This is a genomic window from Roseibium limicola (genome assembly GCF_017313085.1).
Lineage (GTDB): Bacteria > Pseudomonadota > Alphaproteobacteria > Rhizobiales > Stappiaceae > Roseibium > Roseibium limicola.
Genome location: NZ_JAFLNF010000006.1, coordinates 221,869 through 244,061, shown reverse-complemented (window position 1 = coordinate 244,061; position 22,193 = coordinate 221,869). Strand labels below are relative to the sequence as shown.

At 56.8% G+C, this 22,193-nt stretch carries 17 protein-coding genes; 6 read left to right on the top strand and 11 right to left on the bottom strand.

The features are described from left to right. Positions 1-10: 10 nt before the first annotated feature. The 8 genes from J0X15_RS14800 to J0X15_RS14765 form a co-directional block, all read right to left on the bottom strand. Entirely contained in the window at positions 11-2,539 is a 2,529-nt protein-coding gene (locus J0X15_RS14800; RefSeq protein ID WP_209015357.1) for a PAS domain-containing sensor histidine kinase, read from the bottom strand. A gap of 229 nt (positions 2,540-2,768) precedes the next feature. Next, positions 2,769-4,157, bottom strand: a complete 1,389-nt coding sequence (gene ahcY, locus J0X15_RS14795; protein ID WP_206942312.1) for an adenosylhomocysteinase — start codon at positions 4,155-4,157, stop codon at positions 2,769-2,771. Positions 4,158-4,357: 200 nt separating this feature from the next. Beyond that, the gene (locus tag J0X15_RS14790; RefSeq protein ID WP_206942310.1) at positions 4,358-4,798 is read right to left on the bottom strand and encodes a hypothetical protein; all 441 of its coding nucleotides are present in this window, start codon (positions 4,796-4,798) and stop codon (positions 4,358-4,360) included. A gap of 190 nt (positions 4,799-4,988) precedes the next feature. Beyond that, a complete protein-coding gene (locus J0X15_RS14785; RefSeq protein WP_206942308.1) occupies positions 4,989-5,273 on the bottom strand; it encodes an HPr family phosphocarrier protein in 285 nt (94 codons plus the stop codon). Between the two features lie 45 nt (positions 5,274-5,318). Beyond that, the gene (locus J0X15_RS14780) at positions 5,319-5,723 is read right to left on the bottom strand and encodes a PTS sugar transporter subunit IIA (RefSeq protein ID WP_206942306.1); all 405 of its coding nucleotides are present in this window, start codon (positions 5,721-5,723) and stop codon (positions 5,319-5,321) included. 105 nt (positions 5,724-5,828) lie between these two features. Then, positions 5,829-6,335 carry an HPr kinase/phosphorylase gene (locus tag J0X15_RS14775; RefSeq protein WP_206942305.1) on the bottom strand — a complete coding sequence of 169 codons (507 nt, stop codon included), beginning with the start codon at positions 6,333-6,335 and terminating at the stop codon, positions 5,829-5,831. Then, positions 6,336-8,153, bottom strand: coding sequence for a sensor histidine kinase (locus J0X15_RS14770; protein ID WP_206942303.1), 1,818 nt, complete (start codon positions 8,151-8,153; stop codon positions 6,336-6,338). Positions 8,154-8,164: 11 nt separating this feature from the next. Beyond that, complete coding sequence (locus J0X15_RS14765) at positions 8,165-8,863, bottom strand: response regulator transcription factor (RefSeq protein WP_206942300.1); 699 nt, start codon at positions 8,861-8,863, stop codon at positions 8,165-8,167. 613 nt (positions 8,864-9,476) lie between these two features. On the opposite strand from J0X15_RS14765, the gene J0X15_RS14760 reads away from it, so the two are divergent. The 6 genes from J0X15_RS14760 to J0X15_RS14735 all read left to right on the top strand — a co-directional run bounded on the left by J0X15_RS14760 (position 9,477) and on the right by J0X15_RS14735 (position 17,958). Further along, on the top strand, positions 9,477-11,087 hold the full coding sequence (locus J0X15_RS14760) for a phosphoenolpyruvate carboxykinase (RefSeq protein ID WP_206942298.1): 1,611 nt from the start codon (positions 9,477-9,479) through the stop codon (positions 11,085-11,087). A 146-nt stretch (positions 11,088-11,233) separates the two neighbouring features. Beyond that, positions 11,234-11,596, top strand: coding sequence for an XdhC family protein (locus J0X15_RS14755; RefSeq protein WP_206942296.1), 363 nt, complete (start codon positions 11,234-11,236; stop codon positions 11,594-11,596). Continuing rightward, positions 11,596-12,228: a LysE family translocator gene (locus tag J0X15_RS14750; protein ID WP_206942294.1), complete on the top strand. Its 633-nt coding sequence runs from the start codon at positions 11,596-11,598 to the stop codon at positions 12,226-12,228. Before J0X15_RS14755 ends, J0X15_RS14750 begins: the two co-directional genes overlap by 1 nt. 2 nt (positions 12,229-12,230) lie before the next feature. Then, complete coding sequence (locus J0X15_RS14745; protein ID WP_206942292.1) at positions 12,231-12,929, top strand: XdhC family protein; 699 nt, start codon at positions 12,231-12,233, stop codon at positions 12,927-12,929. After that, positions 12,926-14,545: an NTP transferase domain-containing protein gene (locus tag J0X15_RS14740; protein WP_206942290.1), complete on the top strand. Its 1,620-nt coding sequence runs from the start codon at positions 12,926-12,928 to the stop codon at positions 14,543-14,545. Before J0X15_RS14745 ends, J0X15_RS14740 begins: the two co-directional genes overlap by 4 nt. A gap of 803 nt (positions 14,546-15,348) precedes the next feature. Then, positions 15,349-17,958 (top strand): PAS-domain containing protein, encoded by a 2,610-nt coding sequence (locus J0X15_RS14735; RefSeq protein ID WP_206942288.1) that lies wholly within the window; start codon positions 15,349-15,351, stop codon positions 17,956-17,958. A gap of 95 nt (positions 17,959-18,053) precedes the next feature. Here the strand turns inward: J0X15_RS14735 and J0X15_RS14730 are convergent, their stop codons facing one another. The 3 genes from J0X15_RS14730 to atpD all read right to left on the bottom strand — a co-directional run bounded on the left by J0X15_RS14730 (position 18,054) and on the right by atpD (position 22,171). Next, a complete protein-coding gene (locus J0X15_RS14730; RefSeq protein WP_206942280.1) occupies positions 18,054-20,048 on the bottom strand; it encodes a methyl-accepting chemotaxis protein in 1,995 nt (664 codons plus the stop codon). Between the two features lie 188 nt (positions 20,049-20,236). Next, complete coding sequence (locus J0X15_RS14725; RefSeq protein ID WP_206942279.1) at positions 20,237-20,647, bottom strand: F0F1 ATP synthase subunit epsilon; 411 nt, start codon at positions 20,645-20,647, stop codon at positions 20,237-20,239. Positions 20,648-20,746: 99 nt separating this feature from the next. Continuing rightward, the gene (atpD, locus tag J0X15_RS14720) at positions 20,747-22,171 is read right to left on the bottom strand and encodes a F0F1 ATP synthase subunit beta (protein WP_206942278.1); all 1,425 of its coding nucleotides are present in this window, start codon (positions 22,169-22,171) and stop codon (positions 20,747-20,749) included. Positions 22,172-22,193 lie beyond the last annotated feature (22 nt).

Sequence of the window (22,193 nt, the reverse complement as noted above, 5' to 3'; positions counted from 1 at the left end):
CCTCCAAAGGCTATTCGGCAGCTAGTGTACCCGTGGCCTTGGGACGCGCGGGAAAGGTACAGATCACCGTCGTGCCGTTGCCTTCCGAAGAGTCGATGTCAACATGGCCACCGTGAAGCTCGACAAAGCTCTTCACGATAGAGAGACCCAGTCCGGCGCCCTGGCGCTTGTTTCCGGCATCGTGGCCGACGAAGCGGTTGAACACCTGCGACAGGATTTCAGCCGGAATGCCAAGACCATGATCCTTCACCTCAAAGACCACCTCGTCGTCACCGCGATTGCAGCTGACATCGACTACGCCGTTTTCTTCCGAATAGCGAATGGCATTGGCGATGAGGTTGAAGAGCACCTGACGCAGGCGCTTCTCATCGGCGACAATCGTACCAATATCATCGGGAACATGTGTGTTCAGGCTGATCCGAGCATCTTCAAGCCGATCCTTCAGGCCTTCAGCGGCTGCGGCAACCGTTGCAGCCACGTCAACTTCGGCCGCTTCCAGCTCCATGATGCCTGCATCTATGGTCGCCAGATCGAGAATATCGTTGATGATCGCCAGCAGTGCAGAAGACGAGGTCAGAATGTAATTGGCGTATTCGTCCTGCTTGACCGAGAGGTCCCCGAACTTCGGATTGGTCAGCAGTTGCGCGAAACCAATGATATTGGTCAGTGGCGAACGCAGCTCATACGACACATGCTGAATGAAGGCGTTCTTCAGCTGGTCGGCTTCTTCCAGTGCTTCGTTCTTTTCCAGAAGCGCGCGTTCGACGTTCACGCTGTCCGTGACATCGACGAACGTGACCAGCGTGCCACCATCAGGCAACGGGACAGTGGCATAATCGAGAACGGCACCGTCGTGGCGCTCCATTCGGCCAACCGCCTGTGTGCGGTTATCCAAAAGACCGGTCACATTGCTGACAAGCTCTTCCCAGGCAACACGCTCATCTTCCACCAGAGCGCAGGAGTCGACCACCTGGTTGATGTGAGGAACCGTTTCCAGCTGCTCTTCGCGCAGACCCCAGATCCGACCGAATGCCGGGTTCCAGAGGCGCAGGCGTCCGTCTGATCCGAACACCGCAACAGCTTCCGACAGATTGTCGAGGGTTTCACCCTGCACACGGGTCAGAGCGTTGTAACGGCTTTCCAGATCCAGCTGCTCGGTAACATTTTCGTAGATGTAAGTGACGCCGCCATGCGGATTCGGGTTGGCGATCACCCGCAGGGTGCGACCGTCGGGCAGATGCCACCAGCTCTCACGTGCTTCGAGCGACTGATAAGCTTCGAGCATGTTCTTGCGCCAGACGCGGTAGTCCACCTGCTCGGGGATCTTGCGCGCGGTGCGCAGCGCATCAAGTATGGCACCATCTTCCGGTTTGGCTTCCAGGAAGCCCGGCTCCAGGTCCCAAAGCTGACGATAGGCAGCGTTGTAGAACTGAAGGCGCCGATCTGATCCGTAGATCGCCACTGCGGTGGCCAGCTGATCGAGAGTTCGACCGTGAAATTCCTGAGCGCGGTTCAACTCCTTGCGAACCTGCTCCAGCTCGCTGATGTCGATGGCAAGTCCAGCACTGCCGACATTTGCGGACACATCCGTCACATCGAAGACCCGGCGCTCGCCAGCTGCGACCAACGGCAAACGGGCTCGGAAGCAGCCATCCTCGTTGCGGTCCCGCTCCATGGCGGTCCGGCCAGTTGCATCCATGAAATCCATGGCTTCACGGACCGTTGTCGCCGTATCTGGTGCGTCAACAGCCTGAGCATAGGCGCGATTGGCCCAGATCAAGGTGCCTTCCGCATCGCTTTGCCACGCAGGGGCAGGCATGGCGTTCAGCAGGGCATGTAGCATGTGCAACTCGCCGGAAATCCGGGCGTTACGGGCGGCCAACTCGGCCTGCATCCGACGCTCGCCGGTGAGGTCGCGCAAGCGCAGAACAACAGCACCGCCAGTCGTCCGGCCTGCCGCTTCCACATAGCTGCCAAGAGATGTCTTCAAGGTGCAGCAAAAGGCTTCGCCGGAAGTAAACAACTTGTCGAGATTGCGCTCAAGATCCGCCGCATACCGAGAGGTCAACCACGATCCAAATGCCAGCAATCGCGAAGGCGCCTTTGGCACACCGCTCTCTTCAGGCAGGACGCCCCAGATTTGCGGCGTTTCGCCATTTCCGGTCCAGACGATAACCCGCTGCTCATCCGTATTCAGAATCGTCTCAAGCCGATCAAGACTGAGGTTGAGACCGGCGTTCTGACGACCCAGCTTGCGCAGAGCCATGCTTGTCTTGCGAGACTGGCGCAGGAAAGCCAGTGCTGAAACGACCGCGAAAGCGCAGACGCCGCCGAACAAGCCAAGCCATGCCATGGCAACCGCATCAATGGAAAATGAGAAGAAGGAGAAGCCGTCGGTGCTCATGGCCGTCGCAGCCATCGCCTGACCGCCAAGGCCAGTCACGATTGCGGCGCAGGCTGCCGTTAAGGTTAATGCCTGCCGAATCCATCTACGCCACGTCGCGCCGTTGCGCGCGCCGTTCAAGCCGATCACCGGCATTTCCACGATCCCCTTAAAGCCGCTCTTTTACCCCGGCACCCCGGGAGAATTCAGGGACTTGTGCCTCATGGCCCCTGATTCGTTAAAACCATAACCTTTTTGGGAATCGCGAAGAAGAGTCTGTTTCCGAAAAGTTAACGGGATCCTCCAAATTGAAGAATCCCGTTAACATTTATGTCCGCAATACGACCTATGATGCCACTAGATATAGTGGCAAAAGAGGCAAATATCAGTACTTGTAGTGCTCACCCTTGAACGGTCCGGTCTTGTTAATCCCCAGGTAATCAGCCTGCGAATCGGACAGCTCCGTCAGTGTCACGCCAAGCTTTGCCAGGTGGAGACGTGCGACTTTTTCGTCGAGGTGCTTCGGCAACACATACACTTCGTTCTGGTACTGCTCGCCCTTGCTCCAGAGTTCGATCTGCGCCAGCACCTGGTTGGTGAAGCTGGCGGACATGACGAAGCTCGGGTGGCCCGTGGCATTGCCCAGGTTCACAAGACGGCCCTGGGAGAGCAGGATCATGCGCTTGCCATCCGGGAACTCATACATATCGACCTGGTCCTTGACCGGACGACACTTCGTGTTCTTCAGAGCGGCGACCTGGATCTCATTGTCGAAGTGACCGATGTTGCAGACGATCGCCATATCCTTCATGCCCTTCATATGATCGAAGGAGATGATGTCCTTATTGCCTGTGGCGGTAACATAGATATCGCCTTCCGGCAGCGCCTGCTCGATGGTCTTGACTTCATAGCCGTCCATCGATGCCTGCAGGGCACAGATCGGGTCGATTTCGGTGACGATGACGCGGGCGCCGGCGCCGGCCAGGGATTGGGCAGACCCCTTGCCGACATCGCCGTAGCCACACACGACCGCAACTTTACCGGACATCATGACATCTGTGCCACGGCGAATACCGTCGACGAGGGATTCGCGGCAGCCATAGCGGTTATCGAACTTCGACTTGGTAACACTGTCGTTGACGTTGATAGCCGGGAACGGCAGCAGGCCCTTCTTCTGCATTTCGTAAAGGCGCATCACACCGGTGGTCGTCTCTTCAGAAACGCCCTTGATCAGAGCCTTCTGCTTGGTGAACCAACCCGGGTTGGCAGCCATACGCTTCTTGATCTGAGCAAAGAGGACTTCTTCTTCCTCTGAGCCCGGGTTGTCGAGCAGGCCGGTTTCACCAGCTTCCACGCGCGCGCCGATGAGGATGTACATGGTGGCATCGCCGCCATCATCCAGGATCATGTTCGCGCCATCATCAAAGTCGAAGATCTTGTCCGCGTAATCCCAGTACTCTTCCAGGGTCTCGCCCTTGGTGGCGAAAACCGGAATGCCGGCGGCTGCGATGGCGGCAGCAGCCTGATCCTGGGTCGAATAGATGTTGCAAGACGCCCAGCGAACTTCGGCACCCAGCGCAACAAGGGTCTCGATCAGAACGGCTGTCTGGATCGTCATGTGCAAGGACCCGGCAATGCGGGCGCCAGTCAACGGCTTGGACGTGCCGAATTCTTCGCGGCAGGCCATCAGGCCCGGCATTTCATGTTCCGCGATCTCAATTTCGGTCCGACCCCAAGTGGCCAGCGAGATGTCCTTGACGATGTATTCGCTCATGAAACTGTCCTGATTTCTGAGCCATGCCGCAGTCTCGGCGAGCGGGCAAGGCAGTTGATGCGGGCAAACGGCAAATGCCGCTCGTTATCTGGAACAGCATCCACCTTACTCAAGCGCCGTTATAACGCGGCACTCACCATCATTCAATAAGGATATAAAGATTTCTTTATGTCAAAATCTGTCGAAAATACGGAGCGTCTTCAGCCGAATCCGATCAACAGGCCCTGCGGAAACAGGCCGAAGCCAAGGGTCTGGTCGTAGATGAGCAGAAGAAGATAGACGCCAACCGTCCAGACGAGACTTGCCAGGGAACCGACAAGAAATCGTTCGGCCGTTCTGCGATCATCTAGCTGCTTGAACCGAGACACTGACTTTAAAGCGATCACAGCAGCGAGAACTTCCCATCTTCCTATCAATAAGCCCCCAGCGATGAGAAATCTTTCCAAGGCACCAACGAGCGCACCAGCAGATTTATCAATCCGTGAATCCTCGCACTGATTAATGAAAACAGAAAAAGTCCACTCTTTTGGCTCCTCTGGGTGCAAACCCATAATGAATTTTACGAATTCACTTCCTGGAAAATATAGAAAACTAAAAATGACACAGTAGAAAATGCAGCTCGTAAAATAAAAATATTCCATAATAAGCCTATCGTTAATTAACCGATATCAGATGCCAGTGCTTGATAAAATGAAACAAGAATCCCAATGGCACACAACAGACATGCGATCCATTTATGGCTCACAAACAAATACTGACCCTTAATTGGGTCAATCAATGGAAATGTATTGAAAAAGGGTCATCAGGGCATCGGCGTGAAAGAGACCCAAATCAGTCCCGTTCACCGAAGCCGTCCTCGACAAGGTGGGAAATTGCGCCCAGTGCGGCATCGGCCTGGGGACCGCTGACCTGAACGTGAATGCTGCAGCCCGGGCTGGCCGCCAGCATCATCAGCCCCATGATAGACGTACCACCGACGCTTTGACCATCCTTCGAGACCACGACCGTTGCCTCAAAAGTCTCCACCAGCTTCACCAGCTTGGCGGAAGCACGCGCGTGCAACCCGCGCTGATTGACGATGGTCAGGTCTTTTTCCAGAAACTCGTTCGCGTCCACCCGTGGCCTCTTGTTTTTAAGTACCGCCGCCAAAGCGGTCCCCGCTCAGCTCTGGCCCGAGAGCACCTGGCTGGCAACGGAGATATATTTTTGTCCCGCCAGGCGGGCTTCCTCCACCGCATCGACAAGTTCGCGGTCCATCCGCACGCTGGCCAGCTTGACCAGCATTGGAAGATTGACGCCAGCGACCACTTCGATGGTCTTTCCGTCCATGACAGAGATGGCAAGATTAGAGGGAGTGCCGCCGAACATGTCGGTCAGCAAGACAACGCCCTTGCCGGTATTGGCCGCTTCTACAGCTGCCAGAATATCCAGCCGCCGCTGTTCCATGTCGTCGTCGGGACCGATGCAGATGGTCTCAACCTGTTCCTGTGGACCCACCACATGCTCCAACGCCGACTTGAATTCTTCGGCGAGCCTTCCGTGGGTAACAAGCACTAGTCCGATCATATTTTCGCGCCCTGACTGGGAAAACCCTTCGAGAAACTCATGTTTCCCGAGGCTGCACTCTCGGCAACCGCCCCGTGACATGCAAGCAAAAAGACAAATACGGCCTTAAACATAGTCTGGGCTATTGGGGAAAAACCGCCTCAAGCCCCAACGGGTTATCTGCAGCGCCACAGACATTTCGCCAGCCGGCAAGAAAATCCTTGGCACCTTCACACCCAGGAATTCTACACTCAGGCTTTCACAATCGGGTAACCGCTCCATCTCATCGCTCGGAATCAAATCGCACATCATCCTCACCCGGACGCAGCGTTCTCCTGTCAGTGCAGCGTCCGCTGACAAGCCCGATGCGCCGTCGGCACCCGAGCGCTGGCAGATGCCCAGGCCGTAAACTTCCTGCAAGCCTGCCAACGGGGCCGTCGCCTGAGCCAGGAGGCTCCCACCTCGACTGACAAGCTCTGTCCGATCATCTGCAACGACCTCGGCAAAGTTGCCTTTCGCCCTTGCAGCTTCCACCAGACAATCGGCAAGCGTCGATTTACCCGCGCCAGAACTGCCTCGGATCAAAACCCCCAAGGGACCGAGCGCAATACATCCGGCGTGAATGTTCTCCACTCAGGCCCTCCCGGCAGGCAACGTGATGTTGAAACGGGCACCGGAGGTCACAGACTCACCGGTTTTCTTGTTCAGCTCAAAACGGTTCTCTGCAGTAATGCGGCCGCCATGCGCCTCAATGATCTGGCGTGAAATCGACAGGCCGAGGCCGGAGTTGTTGCCGAAGCCTTCGCCGTCGGGTCTGTCCGTGTAGAACCGCTCGAAAATCCGGTTGGTATCTTCCGCACGGATGCCGGGCCCATCATCATCAACCGTGATCCGCAAACGTTTGCTCTCACGCGCCAGACCGATGCGAACCGTGCCATCCGTGGGAGAGAAGGATCGTGCGTTATCCAACAAGTTGGCAAACACCTGACTGAGACGCGTGTCATGGCCTGCGACCCAGAACGCCTTGTCGCCCGGACCATCGGCAATGGTTAGAATAACTTCAGCACCTTCCTCCCTCGTGCGCTCGTTTGCGGCCTCGACCAACCCCCGCAGCAGATCGGCAAGGTCAAAGGTTTCAGCCTGGGCGCGGGCCAGTTCCGCATCAAGGCGCGACGCGTCGGAAATATCAGAGATCAAACGATCGAGCCGGCGTACGTCATGCTGAATGACTTCCATCAGACGTTCGCGGGCATTGTCGGACTTGGCCAGAGGCAGTGTCTCCACCGCGCTGCGCAGGGATGTCAGCGGGTTTTTCAGCTCATGCGCCACATCTGCGGCAAATTGCTCAATGGCCTCGATCTTGTTGTAAAGCGCGTGCGTCATGTCCCGGAAGGCCTGCGCCAGATGACCAATCTCGTCCTGACGATCCGCAAACTCGGGAATTTCGTCGCGGGATGTCGATCCCATGCGCACGCGTTCGGCCGCTGCAGCCAGACGGCGCACCGGACCAGCAATTGTACCCGCCAACAGGATCGACAAAAGAATGGTGACGGTTGCTGCGACCAGGAACACTCGAAGGATGGCGATCCGCTCGGCCTGAACGATGGCGTCAATATCGCCGCCCTGGGTCGACAGCAGAAGGGAGCCGAGCACCGCACGAAACCGCTGGATCGGAACAGCCACCGACACGATCAACTCGCCTCGACTGGACACCCGAACCACGGAGGCAGGTGCACCATTAAGCGCGGTTGCGACCTCCGGATAGGCCCGGCCATCGCCACTGCCAACTTCCTGATAGACTGGCAGATCGCCCCGGCGCAGCCACAGCTTGATCGACTGCCACAGCTGTCTGAACATGCTTTCTTCTTCCACCGTCTGCGGCGGAAGATTATAGCGCAGGATCTGCGCGCTGGAATAAAGGTGGCGGGAATCGAGAATCAGGATGCCGTAAGGATCATAGATCCGCGCGCGCGTTTTCGTCGGAGAGATCAGACGCCGCAGCACCGGGCCCACACGTTCCGGGTTGATGGGAAAGTCGAGGCTGTCCAGATCTTCACTGCTCGGGCTGATGCTTTCGCCCGCCTGAAGCTGCAGTAGCCGCTCCGGATCAACCGTGATGGCACCGGTGTCCAGTGTCGCCGATGCCGCGATGGCCCCCGCGATGATTTCGCCCTGGGTCAGGAGGCTCTGCACCCGGGCATCAATCAACCCTGCGCGAAACTGGTTGAGATAGAGAATGCCCGAGAGCAGCGCGACCAGGCCGACCAGATTGATGGCCACGATGCGTTTGGTCAGCGAAGACAGCATGTAGGTGCTGACAAGGCGGCGCACACGGCCAAGGACACGACGGCGTAACCGCCGGTTTCCCAGCAGGCGCAGCTGGGTACGCGCTTCACCCAGTGGCGCGGCGTCCTCCAGCGGCGATCCGTCTCTCTCCGTATCCCCTGCCATGAAGTGAGGTTTTACACCTCCCGGAAGCGGTAGCCAACGCCGTAGAGCGTTTCGATCATGTCAAAGTCGTCATCCACGACCTTGAACTTCTTGCGCAGGCGCTTGATGTGGCTGTCGATGGTGCGATCGTCCACATAGACCTGATCATCGTAGGCTGCGTCCATCAGGGCGTTACGCGATTTGACGACACCCGGCCGCTGAGCCAGCGCAGAGAGAATGAGGAATTCCGTCACCGTCAGCGTGACGGGCTTGTTGCTCCAGGTGCAGGTGTGCCGCTCCGGGTCCATCACAAGCAGGCCACGTTCCAAAAGCTTTTCACCTTCTTCGCGCGGTGCAGTGGTGTCCCGGGTCTGGGCACGGCGCAGGACGGCGCGAACACGCTCGACCAGCAAACGCTGAGAGAACGGTTTGCGAATGAAATCGTCGGCGCCCATCTTCAAGCCGAAGAGTTCGTCGATCTCGTCGTCCTTGGAGGTGAGGAAGATCACCGGCAGATCGGAGTTCTGGCGCAAACGGCGCAGAAGCTCCATTCCATCCATGCGCGGCATCTTGATATCGAAAATCGCGAGCTCGGGCGGGTCACTCAGAAGACCATCGAGCGCCGAGGTGCCGTCGGTATAAGTCTGCACCCGGTAGCCCTCCGCTTCCAGAGCGATGGATACGGAGGTCAGAATGTTACGGTCGTCGTCGACAAGAGCAATAGTCGGCATAAGGCTGATCCAAGGTCCCTTTAAATGAAACGAGCACCGGAAGGGCAAAAAGTGATCTTAGCCTATGCCGGTGAAAATGCGCATAAAATAAGGCAAATGTCGGTGGAAGGCCAAATCAGTAGACCGGAACCGACAAACACCTCTGCGTTGTCTCGATTTGGGTCCATGTAGGTCCGCCAGGACGGCTTTGCTACCCCCGCCAACCATCAGACAGCCCTGCCGCGTCTCCATAGCGCAAGCTGTTGGGTAGAACGCATCTCGACAGAGAGCCAACGCGCGAACCTGAAAGCAGTCAGTTTCGCGCAAGTGCGCTTTTAGATCCAAACGCGCATTATGTCGAAATAACCGAAATACAACTGGATGTCATCGCCTTCACCGCAGGGATACATTTTCGTAATTACGGAGTTATTCTCAGCCAAGATCATTAATTTGAACTCCGAATTAAACAAACCTCCGAACACTCGTCTTTTCAATCGATTAAAATACTTTAGACCCTCCCACGATGTCTTGTTGTCATAAATTACATACACTAGTGTCCGTCGCGCCGGTCAATCAGATGCAACAAAGCAAGCCGGTTCAATTACCCAACAGAATTCACAAGGACAGTGGGACGATGAAAGAAGTAGGTGTCAGGAATCCTGCCTTCGGTGCCGAAACCTTTGGTTTGAGCGGCTTGAAGGCGCTTTATTGGAACCAGACCGAGCCTGCCCTTTACGAGTATGCCCTGACACGTGGCGAAGCCCAGCTGGCGGCCAACGGCCCACTGGTCGCCGACACGGGCAGCCACACCGGCCGCACTCCGAAGGACAAATTCGTCGTCAGAAACGCCGACACGGAAGATCAGGTCTGGTGGGACAACAACCAAGCCATGAGCCCGGAGCATTTTGAAGTGCTGCTGGAGGATTTCCGCGAGCACGCCAAGGGACTGGAGCTTTTCGCCCAGGATCTTCATGGCGGTGCGGAGAAAGCCTATCAGCTGCCGGTACGCGTCTACACAGAATATGCCTGGCATTCCCTGTTCATCCGCAACCTGCTGCTGCGCCCCGACCGTGAAGAGCTGGCCGGATTTGCGCCGGACATGACCATCATCGATCTGCCGAGCTTCCGAGCCGACCCGAAGCGTCACGGCTGTCGCACGGAAACGGTCATCGCCTGCGACCTGACCCGTAAGATCGTATTGATCGGCGGTACGTCCTATGCCGGGGAAATGAAGAAATCCGTTTTCACATTCCTCAACTATCTGCTGCCGCCCCAGGGCGTGATGTCGATGCATTGCTCCGCCAATGAAGGTGACGCAGGCGACACAGCCATTTTCTTCGGCCTGTCGGGTACGGGCAAAACCACACTGTCGGCTGATCCGCAGCGCACGTTGATTGGTGACGATGAGCACGGTTGGGGCAAAACCGGTGTCTTCAATTTCGAAGGCGGCTGCTACGCCAAGACCATCAAGCTGTCGGAGACCTCCGAACCCGAGATTTACTCCACAACCCAGCGGTTTGGCACTGTTTTGGAAAATGTGGTTCTGGACGAAGACCGGATCCCGGACTTCAACGACGGTTCAAAGACCGAAAACACCCGTGCCGCCTATCCAATCCACTTCATCTCCAATGCCAGCAAGACCGGTACGGCGCCACAGCCGAAAACCATCATCATGCTGACTGCGGATGCCTTTGGCGTCATGCCGCCGATTGCCAAGCTGACACCGGCTCAGGCGATGTATCACTTCCTTTCCGGCTACACTGCCAAGGTGGCAGGAACCGAAAAGGGCGTCACAGAACCGCAGGCGACTTTTTCAACCTGCTTCGGCGCGCCTTTCATCCCGCGTCACCCGTCTGAATATGGCAACCTGCTGCGCGATCTGATCGCCGAGCACAATGTTGAGTGCTGGCTGGTCAACACCGGCTGGACCGGTGGCGCCTATGGTGTTGGAAACCGGATGCCGATCAAGGAAACCCGGTCGCTGTTGCATTCGGCCCTCGACGGCTCGCTGAAATCTGCCGAATTCCGCACAGACGCAAACTTCGGTTTCGCGGTACCTGTCGAGGTTCCCGGCGTCGACACGTCAATTCTGAACCCGCGGGAGACATGGACCGACAAGCAGGCCTATGACCAACAAGCGGCAAAGCTGGTGCAGATGTTCATCGACAACTTCCAGGCTTTTGAGGATCACGTCGATGGCGATGTGCGCCAAGCAGCGCCCTCCATGCAGGCAGCCGCCGAGTAAGCTCCGGCACCACTGCTGACCAACTGTTGAGACAGAACAAGGCGCACCGGGAAGCCTCTCGGTGCGCCTTTTCTTTATGTCCGGCTTTCGCAAGGCCTGCGACTTCTTATATGCTCCGCGAATGCCATCGGAGGGAGGCCCAATTCATGCAAGAATATCAAGCTCGCATTGACGGACCCGTCACTGGTCTGGACGTGCTTTCAACGGCTGAAGACTGGGCTTCTGCCGGTCGCAAGGCAGCCATTGCGACCGTCATCGAAACCTGGGGCTCAGCTCCTCGTCCCGTCGGCTCTCATCTGGTTATCGATGCAGATGGAAACTTCGAAGGCTCCGTTTCAGGCGGCTGTGTCGAAGGTGCCGTGGTGACCGAGGCGCTAGATGTTATTGAATCGGGCGCTCCGAAGATCCTCGAATTTGGCGTGGCCGACGAAACCGCCTGGCAGGTCGGCCTGTCGTGTGGCGGCCGGATTCGCATCTTTGTCGAACCGCTGACGGGAGCTGCCGGCTGATGGCATCGCTTGAAATCCTGATCGCCTTTCTTGGTGCAACGCTGATCTTTGCCTATTTTCCGGGACCTGCCCTGCTTTACACCGCCGCGCAGACGCTGGCACATGGACGGCGGGCGGGCTTCATGGCTGCCCTTGGCATCCATCTTGGTTGCTATCTCCATGTCATCGCCGCCGTTCTGGGTCTGTCGGCGATATTCACGCATGTGCCAGAGATCTATGCTGCTCTGAAGATTGTGGGCGGGGGCTATATGATCTGGCTTGGCATTCAGCTGTTCCGCCAAAAGGCACAAGAAGGACATGTGCCTACCGCAGGAAAGCCAAGAACGGCGCGCCGCGCCTTCCTCGACAGCATGTTGGTTGAAATTCTCAACCCGAAAGTCGCGCTGTTTTTTATCGCTTTCCTGCCGCAGTTCGTTTCCGCAGAAGCCGCCCTGCCGATCTGGGCGCAGTTTCTCATCCTTGGAACGGTCGTCAATCTGGCATTTTCGTCAGCTGACATTATCACCGTGCTGTTTGCCTCCAAACTCAAGACGGCGCTTGGCAAGCGCCAACGATGGCAGAACGTCGGCTCCAAGGCTTGCGGTGCGTTGCTCATGGGCCTTGGCCTCAAACTCGCTATGGACAGAGGCTGAAAATGGACGTCGGACTGCTACAAACCCTCAACACCGAACGAGCAGCGCGGCGCGCAGCCATTCTCGTCAGCCCACTGGACGGCCGGCCACAGCGACTGATCAAACATTCGGACAGCTGGCAGGACGATCCGCTGGCCGAGGCGCTTGAACGCCGTTTCCGCTCAGGCAAATCGGGAATCGTGGAGATCGCAGACGGTCCTGACCTGTTCCTGACCGTACAAGTACCACCGCCACGTCTTGTGATCATTGGCGCCGTCCATATCTCCAAGGCTCTGGTGCCGATGGCCCAGATCGCAGGGTTCGATGTGGCGGTTATAGATCCACGTGGCGCCTTCGCATCCGAAGCGCGTTTTCCGGCCGACATCCTGCATGCGGACTGGCCCGAAGACGTTTTGAACACCGCCCCTCTCGATCCCTTCACAGCCCTTGCAGCCGTAACCCACGACCCGAAGATCGATGATTATCCGCTGATCTCGGCCCTGAAATCGGACTGCTTCTATGTCGGAGCGCTTGGCAGCCGCAAAACCCATGGCAAACGGGCCGAGCGGCTGCAGGCCGCCGGATTGACCACCAGCCAGATCAACCGGATCGACGCGCCCATCGGACTGGACATCGGTGCCGCCTCGCCCGAGGAGATCGCCGTCGCGGTGCTGGGTCAGATCATTTCTGCTTTGCGCAAGCCGACGGAGATTGGTGAATGAAATTTGCATCGGTTGCGACTGCAGAGGCTGAAGGCTGTCTGCTGGCTCACAGCACCCGAGCAGGCACCAAGACCTTCAAGAAGGGGCGGGTTCTGAGTGCCGGCGACCTCACGGCGCTTCTGGATGCCGGCCTGGTCACGCTCACCGTGGCTCGTCTGGAGCCCGACGACCTGGATGAAAACGTTGCGGCGCAACGCCTGGCCACGGCGGCCATGTCGGATGGACTGCGCGGCGAACCGCCCTTTACCGGACGGGTCAATCTGCATGCAGAAGTCGCCGGGATCTTTGTGGCCGACAAGGTCGCCATCGACCGCATGAACCGCATTGACCCGGCCCTCACAATCGCCACCTTGCCAAATTATTCCCGCGTCGAGGCAGGCCGTATGGTGGCGACGGCAAAAGTCATCGAATTTGCGGCATCTGCTAACGCCGTGGCCCAGGCCGAGGAAGCCGTTACGACCAGCCTGCAGGTTCACCCCTTCACCGCCCGTCGCATCGGCCTGATTGCCACGCGCCTGCCTCACCTTAAAGAAAGCACGATGGACAAGACCCGCCGGGTCCTGGATCAACGGCTGGACGGAACCGGCAGCAAGATCACTTCAGAAATTCGCATCCCGCATACGGTCGAGGACACCGCTGCCGCCTTGCGGCAGGCGCATCAGCATGGCTGCGAGATGTTCATCCTTTTCGGCGCCTCCGCTGTGGTCGACCGCGATGACGTCCTGCCCGCCGCCGTGCGCCATGCCGGAGGAGAAATCCAGCGTTTCGGTCTTCCGGTCGATCCCGGCAATCTGCTCTTGCTCGGAAGCTATGGCGGCTTCCCCCTCATCGGGGCGCCCGGCTGCGCCCGCAGCCCCAAGGAGAACGGCTTCGACTGGGTATTGGAACGCACCCTGGCAGGCGTTGCACCGTCCGTTGAGGAAACAACCGGTTGGGGCGTCGGTGGCCTGCTGATGGAGATCCACACCCGCCCTCACCCACGAGAACTAATGCCGCAAGCCCAACAGCCCCCGCAAAAGGTACCGGTTTCGGCGGTGGTTCTGGCGGCCGGTCTCTCCAGCCGAATGGGGCCGAACAACAAGCTTCTGGCAACGATCAACGGAGAACCGCTCATACGTCGAGTGGTGAAGGCGGCCATTGCCAGCCCCTGCGACCCCGTGATCGTTGTCAGCGGTCATCAGGCAGACGGTATCGCTGCAGCACTCGAGGGGCTCGACGTCATCCACGTCCACAATCCGGACTATGTCGAAGGCATGGGAACCTCGCTGCGCGCTGGCGTTCGCGCGCTGCCGGAAGACGCGGTGGGGGCATTGATCCTGCTGGGCGACATGCCAGAGATCGGGGCCTTGCAAATACAGCAGCTCGTCGACCGATTTGTGTCCTCACAGGCGCACAGCATCGTGGCCGCCGGCACAAATGGCCGCCGGGCTAACCCGGTCTTGTGGCCGAGTTGCTTTTTCCCCCGGCTCAGCGAGCTGTCCGGTGATATCGGCGCGCGCGCGGTTCTGGAAGACAATCGAGAGCTATTGGAAATCGTCGAGATCGGCGAAGCGGCCCGCCTTGACCTCGACACCCCTGAAACGCTGCGTTCTTACCTTGGGTCATCAAGTGATTAACAAGGATTAACTTTTTCGTCTACTAACGCGCATCTTCATCTTTCTGCATGTTTCTCCAGATCGACTTAACTAGAATTCCGGATATGCATGAAAAGCAATGCCGCCATGCAGCTTTATATATTGCAATCTTGTGACAGTCAGACTACCTAATTCTTCGCGTTCGCTGTCGAGCGGTTCCGCACGGCCCATTGGTTTGGTTGAACGCAACTCCATCAGCAAAACACCGTTTTCTGTTCGGATCCTCCTCCCTGGATGCTCGAACGAAGGATGTTTTGTTCAAAAAGACAAAAAGGAAACGACCAATGGATAAACTAAGCTTGCCCCGTCCGGGTTGCTGCAAGTGGGCTGAAGGTGATTCTGGAAGCTACACATTCCCGTGTGATGCTCGTATCGAACCGGGTGTCTCTTATTGTGACGACCACGCCGCAATCGTTTATATTCCGCCGGAAGAACGCCGCCGGAGCCGTTCGAGCGGAAGTGGCATGAGCCTGTCTTATCGTCGCGCCGCCTGATCAGAAGCCAATATGCAGTTGTTTTAAACCCGGCCTTCGAGCCGGGTTTTTCTTTATGCGCGGACCGTAGCATTCATTTCGCTCAAAAAATTGTGAGACACCATAGCACTACACAATCTCACTTACATAACTACTTAGTTTTGAGTAGAAAGGCCTCCATAATTGGTAATCTTACTTAGATAAAAGCAGAAATATTGGACAAATTACGAGTTGTTCATAACTTAAATCCTATTCTACCTATGTAATTTGTCAGCGTCCCTATCCGTTATCGCTTTGGAGAGTGCACCTGAAATGGCTGCGAGAATACCAAACAACGAGACTGAGCGACTACAGGCGTTGAGAGAACTCAACATTGTTGGATCCGATCCGACCCCGGAGTTCGAGGCAGTAATCGAGGCTGTGCGAGCAATTTTCCAGGCCCCAATCGCCCTCGTCAGCCTGGTTGAAGACGACTACCAGTGGTTCAAGGCAAAGTGCGGCCTGGACGCTGATTCGACACCCCGTGATGTCTCATTTTGCGCACATGCCATTCATGGTAACGACATCTTCCTGGTACCCGATGCGACGCTGGATGACCGCTTCAAAGACAACGCCCTGGTGGTTGGCGGCCCTCAAATCCGGTTTTATGCCGGCTACCCTTTGGCGGTCGACGGTGTCAATCGACTGGGCGCATTGTGCGTTATCGACACGGTACCGCGGCAGCCGACAGTTGAGCAGTTGGCACAGCTTCGACGACTTGGCGTTGTCGTCGAAGGCTTGATCAAAGCCCATCGGAGTCAAGAAGAGCTCTCCGCTTCGCTGGAACTCATCCGGACAGAGAAAAAGATAGCCGTTTCTAACGGTCAATTGCTGGAAAAGGTCGCCGATGTCTCAGGTGTCGGTGGGTGGGAGCTGGATCTCCAAACCAGCGAACTGACCTGGACCAGACGCACCCATGAAATTCACGACGTGCCCTATGATTTCATCCCAACCCTGGATGAAGCTCTGGAATTTTACCCTCCACGCGCCCGCCCAGTCATTACCGAAGCCGTCAGCAAGGCCATTGAAAGCGGCGGAAGCTGGGATCTTGAGCTTCCCTTTTTGACAGCCCAAGGCAGGCATATCTGGGTTCACGCCGTCGGTAGTACACTGTTGGAAGATGGTAAAGCGGTCCGGCTGGTTGGCGCGTTCGAGGACATTACCGACCGCAAGCTTGCTGAAGAGGGCCTGCGGAACGCTGAAGCCGTTCAGCGCACGACATTGGAGACCCTGAGTGAAGGGATCTTGCTGATTGATCACGATGGCCTGATTCAATCGTGCAATGCCTCCGCTGCGGAGATGTTCGGCCTCGACCGGCAAGCCCTCATAGGGTGTAATGTCGCGGAAATCGACGTTGATATCATGACGCTCAACGACGATGACGACTCAATATCCAATCCTCTGGTCATGGCCAGCATGTTCCCGGAAAAGGTGCAGCAACAAGAAGCGCGCCTGATAAAGGGACCTGAAGGTCATCGCACCTGGCTTCGCGTGAATGCATCTTCGGTAGATGATAATAACGAGCTTGGCCTTGAAGGCGTCGTTGTTTCGCTGATGGACATCACCGAGAGCCGGCGTCAGGCCAATACGGTCTCAGCCCTGTTCGACAATTTCCCAGGCGGCCTCGTCTACTGGGACGAGGACATGCACCTTCAGGTGTGCAATCAAGAGTTTTCGGATCTCATGAAGATTCCGCAGGAGATGATCGACCAGAAGCTTCATCTGCTGGAATACATGACCTACAACGCCGAGCGTGGGCAATATGGCGAGGGCGAACCCTCCAAGCTCGCCAAGGGCCGGTTTGACGCTCTGGAAGTCGACAAACCTTACATGTTCGAAAGGGAAACGCCGGAAGGTAGGGTGCACGAGGTTCGCGGATCGCCTCTGCCCGATGGCGGATTGATTGCCAGTTTCTTTGATGTCACAGATCGCAAAAAGCTTGAAGCAGAGATCCTGGCGAATGAGCGGATCGCGCGTCGACGTTCCAGCGAACTTGAGACAATTCTTGCCAACATGCGTCAGGGTGTCAGCGTTTTTGATGCTGATGGCAAATTGCAGCTGTGGAATGAGCTTTACGTCGAGATCTTCAACAAGCCGGAAGGCGAAGTGAAGGTTGGCGCAAGCCTTGAGGAGCTGCTTTTGGCCGAACAGGCCCGAGGAGAGTTCCAAGGGGATGTTGATGAACATGTCCGCGAACTCAAAGCCCAGCTTGCGAAAGCCGAAGTCGTTCGCTCCACCTTCAAGCACCCGTCAGGCCGGATCATCAGTGCTGTGCATGCTCCCATGCCGCAGGGCGGATGGATCGGCACGCATGAAGACGTCACCGTACGTGAGTTGGCTCAGGAAAAGATCACCTATGCCGCCTCTCATGACACGCTGACCGGCCTAGCCAATCGGCTGCTCTTCAACACCGAGCTGGAAAAAGCCCTTGAACGGGCCCAGAAGAACGGAACCGAGAGCACGCTTATTCTGGTCGATCTCGACCATTTCAAGCCGATCAACGACACTTATGGCCACGACGCTGGCGACGCAGTGCTCAAGGAAGTGAGCGTGCGCTTTCAAGACAGTGTGAGAAGCTCAGACATCGTGGCTCGGCTGGGCGGCGATGAGTTCGCCATCATTCTGTCGAATGCCAGCCCTACCCTTCCCGCAACAACGGAAGTCATCGAACGGTTGGTGAAGAAGATCGCCGCGCCAATTCGCATTCCAGGAAACTGCGTCACGGTTGGGGCAAGCATTGGGGTTGCGACAGTGTCGGACCAATGTGCCAGCATCAATACACCGATCAAACAGGCCGATCTAGCTCTGTATGAAGTCAAGCGTAGTGGCCGCAACGGCTACCGGTTCTACACTCAGGAAGTGAGCGACAAGCTGCACGCCTGAGCCAATATCTTACGTTGCAGACCCCAAAAACGCGGCCCTTTTTCAAGGAGCCGCGTTTTTTATCTTCAACCGTCTTGGCTTAAGCCTTTTGCACGTCAGGCCGCCTTCACCTCGCCAAGGAAGTCTTCCACAACGTGGCGCATGCGAGACGACTGGGCGCCTACGTCACGGGCAGCGTCCACAACGGATCTCGCAGCGGTATCAGTTTCGGCTGCCGCATTCGAGACCTTCACGATGTTCTCACTTACGTCCTGCGTCCCACGGGAAGCCTGCTCCACGCTTCCGGCAATCTCATTGGTCGCGGCAGACTGTTCTTCGACTGCCGAAGCGATTGCCGAAGCCACACGGTTCATCTCCTCGATGATTGAGGAGATCGAATGGATCCCTTCAACGGCTTCCTTGGTTTCCGACTGGATCGCACTGATCTTCTCCGAGATTTCCTCGGTTGCGCGTCCGGTCTGGCTTGCCAGCTCTTTCACTTCAGCCGCAACGACCGCAAAGCCCTTGCCCGCTTCACCGGCGCGCGCAGCTTCAATCGTCGCGTTCAATGCAAGCAGATTGGTTTGTTCTGCGATTGACTGAATGAGAGCGATCACCTGACCGATGTCATCGGCGACGGTTGCCAGATTGGAAATCTGGTCATTGGTCTTCTGGGCTTCGGTTGAAGCCCGGCCAGCAATACCAGCCGAATGCGAAACCTGAGTGCTCACTTCACGCAGCGAGGCAGAGAGTTCTTCCGCAGCGCTGGCAACCGTCTGAACATTGGTTGTCGCCTCCTCGGAGGCACTGGCAACATTGGTTGCCTGCATGCTAGTATCCTGGGCTGTCCGGGTCATGCGCGTCGCTGTGCCTTCCAGCTCACTTGCTGATGTTGAGACACTGGAGAGCATCGCATTGACCTCCTGGTCGAAGGTCGCCAGAGCCACTGCAATCCTCTGACTACGTCTCTCACGCTGCTCCTGTTCAGCCGCCTGTTCTGCCTCCAGACGCTGACGATCCAGCACGCCATCACGGAAGCCGGCGATCGAGCGGGCAACATCACCAAGCTCATCATTGCGTGAGGCTTCCTTGAACGCCACTGAGGTGTCGCCTGCGGCCAGATTTTCCGCATCGCGAACAAGGCGGGAGATGGGGCGGGAAATGCCGAGTGAGATAATGGAAGCGAGTGTAACAGCCAGCAAGAAGGCGATGGCGGTCGCCACACCCAATTCGATCTCGCTGCTGATCACATTCGAACGCGTCTCTTCACCAAGCCTCACAGCGTCTTTGGCTGCACTGTCCTTGAGGTTCCGCGCCGCGTCTGAGATCTGCTGGCCAAGGACGGACAGTTGCTCATCACGAATGCTGTTACGTTCGTTGATAAGCTGGCCCAGTTCACCAGCTGCCTTGACGTATTCATCAACAGCAAGCCCAACTTTTTCGGTCAGGCTGACGGCTTCCATATTGATGAGGCTTTCACTCAAGACCGCCAGGCGTTCGAGGAGGATCTTTTCCTCTTTCTTGATGATATCGAGCTCACTCTGGCTATTGGTATTCAGGAACTTCTGAAAGTTCAAACGAATGGCCAGAAAATGCTCCTGAACTTCCGCTGTCAGATTGGCAGACTGATAGTCAGCGTCAACCGTCGCCAGTTGATGGATCTTGGAAAGCTGCTCACGTGCCGTCGGCCCCAAGACATCGATGCTTTCTTGAACCATTTTATCCCGGCGCTGATACAGCGCGACCACCTCAGCCAGATAAGTCTCGAATTTGCCGATGTTGTCGGCGATCAGATCGCGCATCACCACACGGCTCGGCGCGTTTATTTCCCCTTTGGCGATTTCCACGCCCTCCTTGACTTCGCCAATATACTGGTGAGCCAAGGTAAGATCCGCAGTATCCCGTGAGCGCATGTAGCGGTTCGCATTCAGAAGCGCCTTGGCCATGTCGGCGTTGAGCTCCGACGCCAGGAGTGCGTCCCCATTCATATCCTCAAGAGCGAGGATATCCTTGCTTGTTGCGTTAAAGTTGTAGAGTGACCAAGCAGCTACTGCCAACATTAACAGTGCAAGTGATCCGAAACCCGCGATTATTTTAGTTTTTACGTTCATGGAAGCACTCCAAGGGCTTAATTGATCATGGAATACTTGATTTTAGTTAATTAGTCATAAATCGGAACTAAACCTGAGGACGAAATTTCCGCCGCGGTATGCGTCAAATAATTGATTAACAACAAAAAACGCGGCCCCCAAAGGGAACCGCGTTTTCGATACAGTCAGAGGCGTATGTCTCCTGGCAGTTATGCCGGGATGATAGCGTTCTGCACGTCATTGAGTTGGGAAAGAAGATCCGAAGCCTTCAGACGGCTGTCGTCGTCCTTGGCATCCTTCAGATCCTCTTCAGCATTCTTGATCTGCTGAGCAAGTTCGTCACGATCCAGATCGGCTACTGGAATGGCCTGCTCGGCCAAAACGGTAAGACCACCCGGAGCAACATCGGCAAACCCACCGCGCACGAAGTATTCCGTCAAAGCGCCACCGTCCTGAGCACGGACCTTCAACAGGCCGGGCTTGATGGTGGACATGAACGGGCTATGGTTCTTCAGAACGCCAAACTCGCCTTCGGTGCCCGGTACGATCACTTCCACGACCTGTTCGGACAGGAGCTGGCGCTCCGGCGAGACCAACTCAAACTGGAACAATTCAGCCATTTGGCGTCTTCCTTGTCAGTCGGGTTGAAGGCGGGGTACCCCGCCTTTCACGCCAGTACGGGTGCCCTTGTCTTGAAAGGCACCCGACTGAAGAGAGCTTTAAGCGGCTTCAGCAGCCAGCTTCTGAGCTTTTTCGATGGCTTCATCAATGGAGCCGACCATGTAGAAGGCCGCTTCCGGAAGATGATCGTATTCACCGTCGATCAGGCCCTTGAAGCCCTTGATGGTGTCTTCCAAAGGCACAAGCTTGCCTGGGGAACCGGTAAAGACTTCAGCCACGAAGAACGGCTGGGACAGGAAACGTTCGATCTTACGAGCGCGCGCAACACTGAGCTTATCTTCTTCAGACAGTTCGTCCATGCCGAGAATCGCGATGATGTCCTGAAGCGCCTTGTAGCGCTGCAGTGTTACCTGCACCGCACGGGCGGTTTCGTAATGTTCATCACCAATGATGTGAGCGCTCAGCATCCGCGATGTGGAATCCAGCGGATCCACAGCCGGGTAGATGCCCTTTTCCGCGATCGAGCGGTTCAGAACCGTCGTTGCATCCAAGTGAGCAAAAGTTGAAGCAGGTGCCGGATCGGTCAAATCATCGGCAGGCACGTAAACGGCCTGAACGGATGTGATCGAACCCTTGTGTGTCGTCGTGATCCGCTCCTGCATGGCGCCCATATCGGTTGCCAAGGTCGGCTGATAGCCCACAGCGGACGGAATACGACCCAGGAGGGCGGATACTTCGGAACCAGCCTGCGTAAAGCGGAAGATGTTGTCCACGAAGAACAGAACGTCCTGCCCCTTGTCGCGGAAATCTTCAGCGATGGTCAGACCGGTCAGCGCAACACGGGCACGGGCTCCGGGAGGCTCGTTCATCTGTCCGTAAACAAGCGCTGCTTTGGAGCCTTCTCCGCCGCCTTCCTTGTTCACGTTGGATTCGATCATTTCCCAGTAAAGATCGTTACCTTCACGGGTACGCTCGCCAACACCGGCGAATACGGAGTAACCACCGTGCGCCTTAGCGATGTTGTTGATCAGTTCCATGATCAGAACGGTCTTGCCAACGCCGGCGCCGCCGAACAGACCGATCTTACCACCCTTGGCATACGGTGCGAGAAGGTCAACGACCTTGATGCCCGTTACCAGGATTTCAGCTTCGGTGGACTGCTCGATGAAATCCGGTGCTTCCTGGTGGATCGCGCGCTTCTTGTCGTGCTGGATCGGGCCAGCTTCATCAACAGGCTCGCCAATCACGTTCATGATGCGGCCCAGAGTGCCTTCGCCCACCGGAACCTCAATCGCGGAACCCGTGTCGACAACTTCCTGACCGCGAACCAGACCCTCGGTGGCATCCATCGCGATTGTGCGCACTGTGTTTTCGCCCAGATGCTGAGCAACTTCGAGCACAAGACGTGTGCCGTGGTTGTCAGTTTCAAGAGCGTTCAGGATCAGCGGCAGGTGGTCATCGAACTTGACGTCGACAACGGCGCCGATGACCTGGGTGACCCGTCCGACTATTTTGTCAGCCATAATCCCTAAATCCTCGTCTCGA

What these genes read in the sequence shown, in the direction of transcription:
- J0X15_RS14800 (WP_209015357.1), bottom strand. Translation starts at nt 2,539, where the DNA reads ATGCCGGTGATCGGCTTGAACGGCGCGCGCAACGGCGCGACGTGGCGT.
- J0X15_RS14725 (WP_206942279.1), bottom strand. Translation starts at nt 20,647, where the DNA reads ATGGCTGAATTGTTCCAGTTTGAGTTGGTCTCGCCGGAGCGCCAGCTC.
- atpD (WP_206942278.1), bottom strand. Translation starts at nt 22,171, where the DNA reads ATGGCTGACAAAATAGTCGGACGGGTCACCCAGGTCATCGGCGCCGTT.
- J0X15_RS14765 (WP_206942300.1), bottom strand. Translation starts at nt 8,863, where the DNA reads ATGCCGACTATTGCTCTTGTCGACGACGACCGTAACATTCTGACCTCC.
- J0X15_RS14780 (WP_206942306.1), bottom strand. Translation starts at nt 5,723, where the DNA reads ATGATCGGACTAGTGCTTGTTACCCACGGAAGGCTCGCCGAAGAATTC.
- J0X15_RS14760 (WP_206942298.1), top strand. Translation starts at nt 9,477, where the DNA reads ATGAAAGAAGTAGGTGTCAGGAATCCTGCCTTCGGTGCCGAAACCTTT.
- J0X15_RS14735 (WP_206942288.1), top strand. Translation starts at nt 15,349, where the DNA reads ATGGCTGCGAGAATACCAAACAACGAGACTGAGCGACTACAGGCGTTG.
- J0X15_RS14770 (WP_206942303.1), bottom strand. Translation starts at nt 8,153, where the DNA reads ATGGCAGGGGATACGGAGAGAGACGGATCGCCGCTGGAGGACGCCGCG.
- J0X15_RS14745 (WP_206942292.1), top strand. Translation starts at nt 12,231, where the DNA reads ATGGACGTCGGACTGCTACAAACCCTCAACACCGAACGAGCAGCGCGG.
- J0X15_RS14755 (WP_206942296.1), top strand. Translation starts at nt 11,234, where the DNA reads ATGCAAGAATATCAAGCTCGCATTGACGGACCCGTCACTGGTCTGGAC.
- ahcY (WP_206942312.1), bottom strand. Translation starts at nt 4,157, where the DNA reads ATGAGCGAATACATCGTCAAGGACATCTCGCTGGCCACTTGGGGTCGG.
- J0X15_RS14740 (WP_206942290.1), top strand. Translation starts at nt 12,926, where the DNA reads ATGAAATTTGCATCGGTTGCGACTGCAGAGGCTGAAGGCTGTCTGCTG.
- J0X15_RS14750 (WP_206942294.1), top strand. Translation starts at nt 11,596, where the DNA reads ATGGCATCGCTTGAAATCCTGATCGCCTTTCTTGGTGCAACGCTGATC.
- J0X15_RS14790 (WP_206942310.1), bottom strand. Translation starts at nt 4,798, where the DNA reads ATGGAATATTTTTATTTTACGAGCTGCATTTTCTACTGTGTCATTTTT.
- J0X15_RS14730 (WP_206942280.1), bottom strand. Translation starts at nt 20,048, where the DNA reads ATGAACGTAAAAACTAAAATAATCGCGGGTTTCGGATCACTTGCACTG.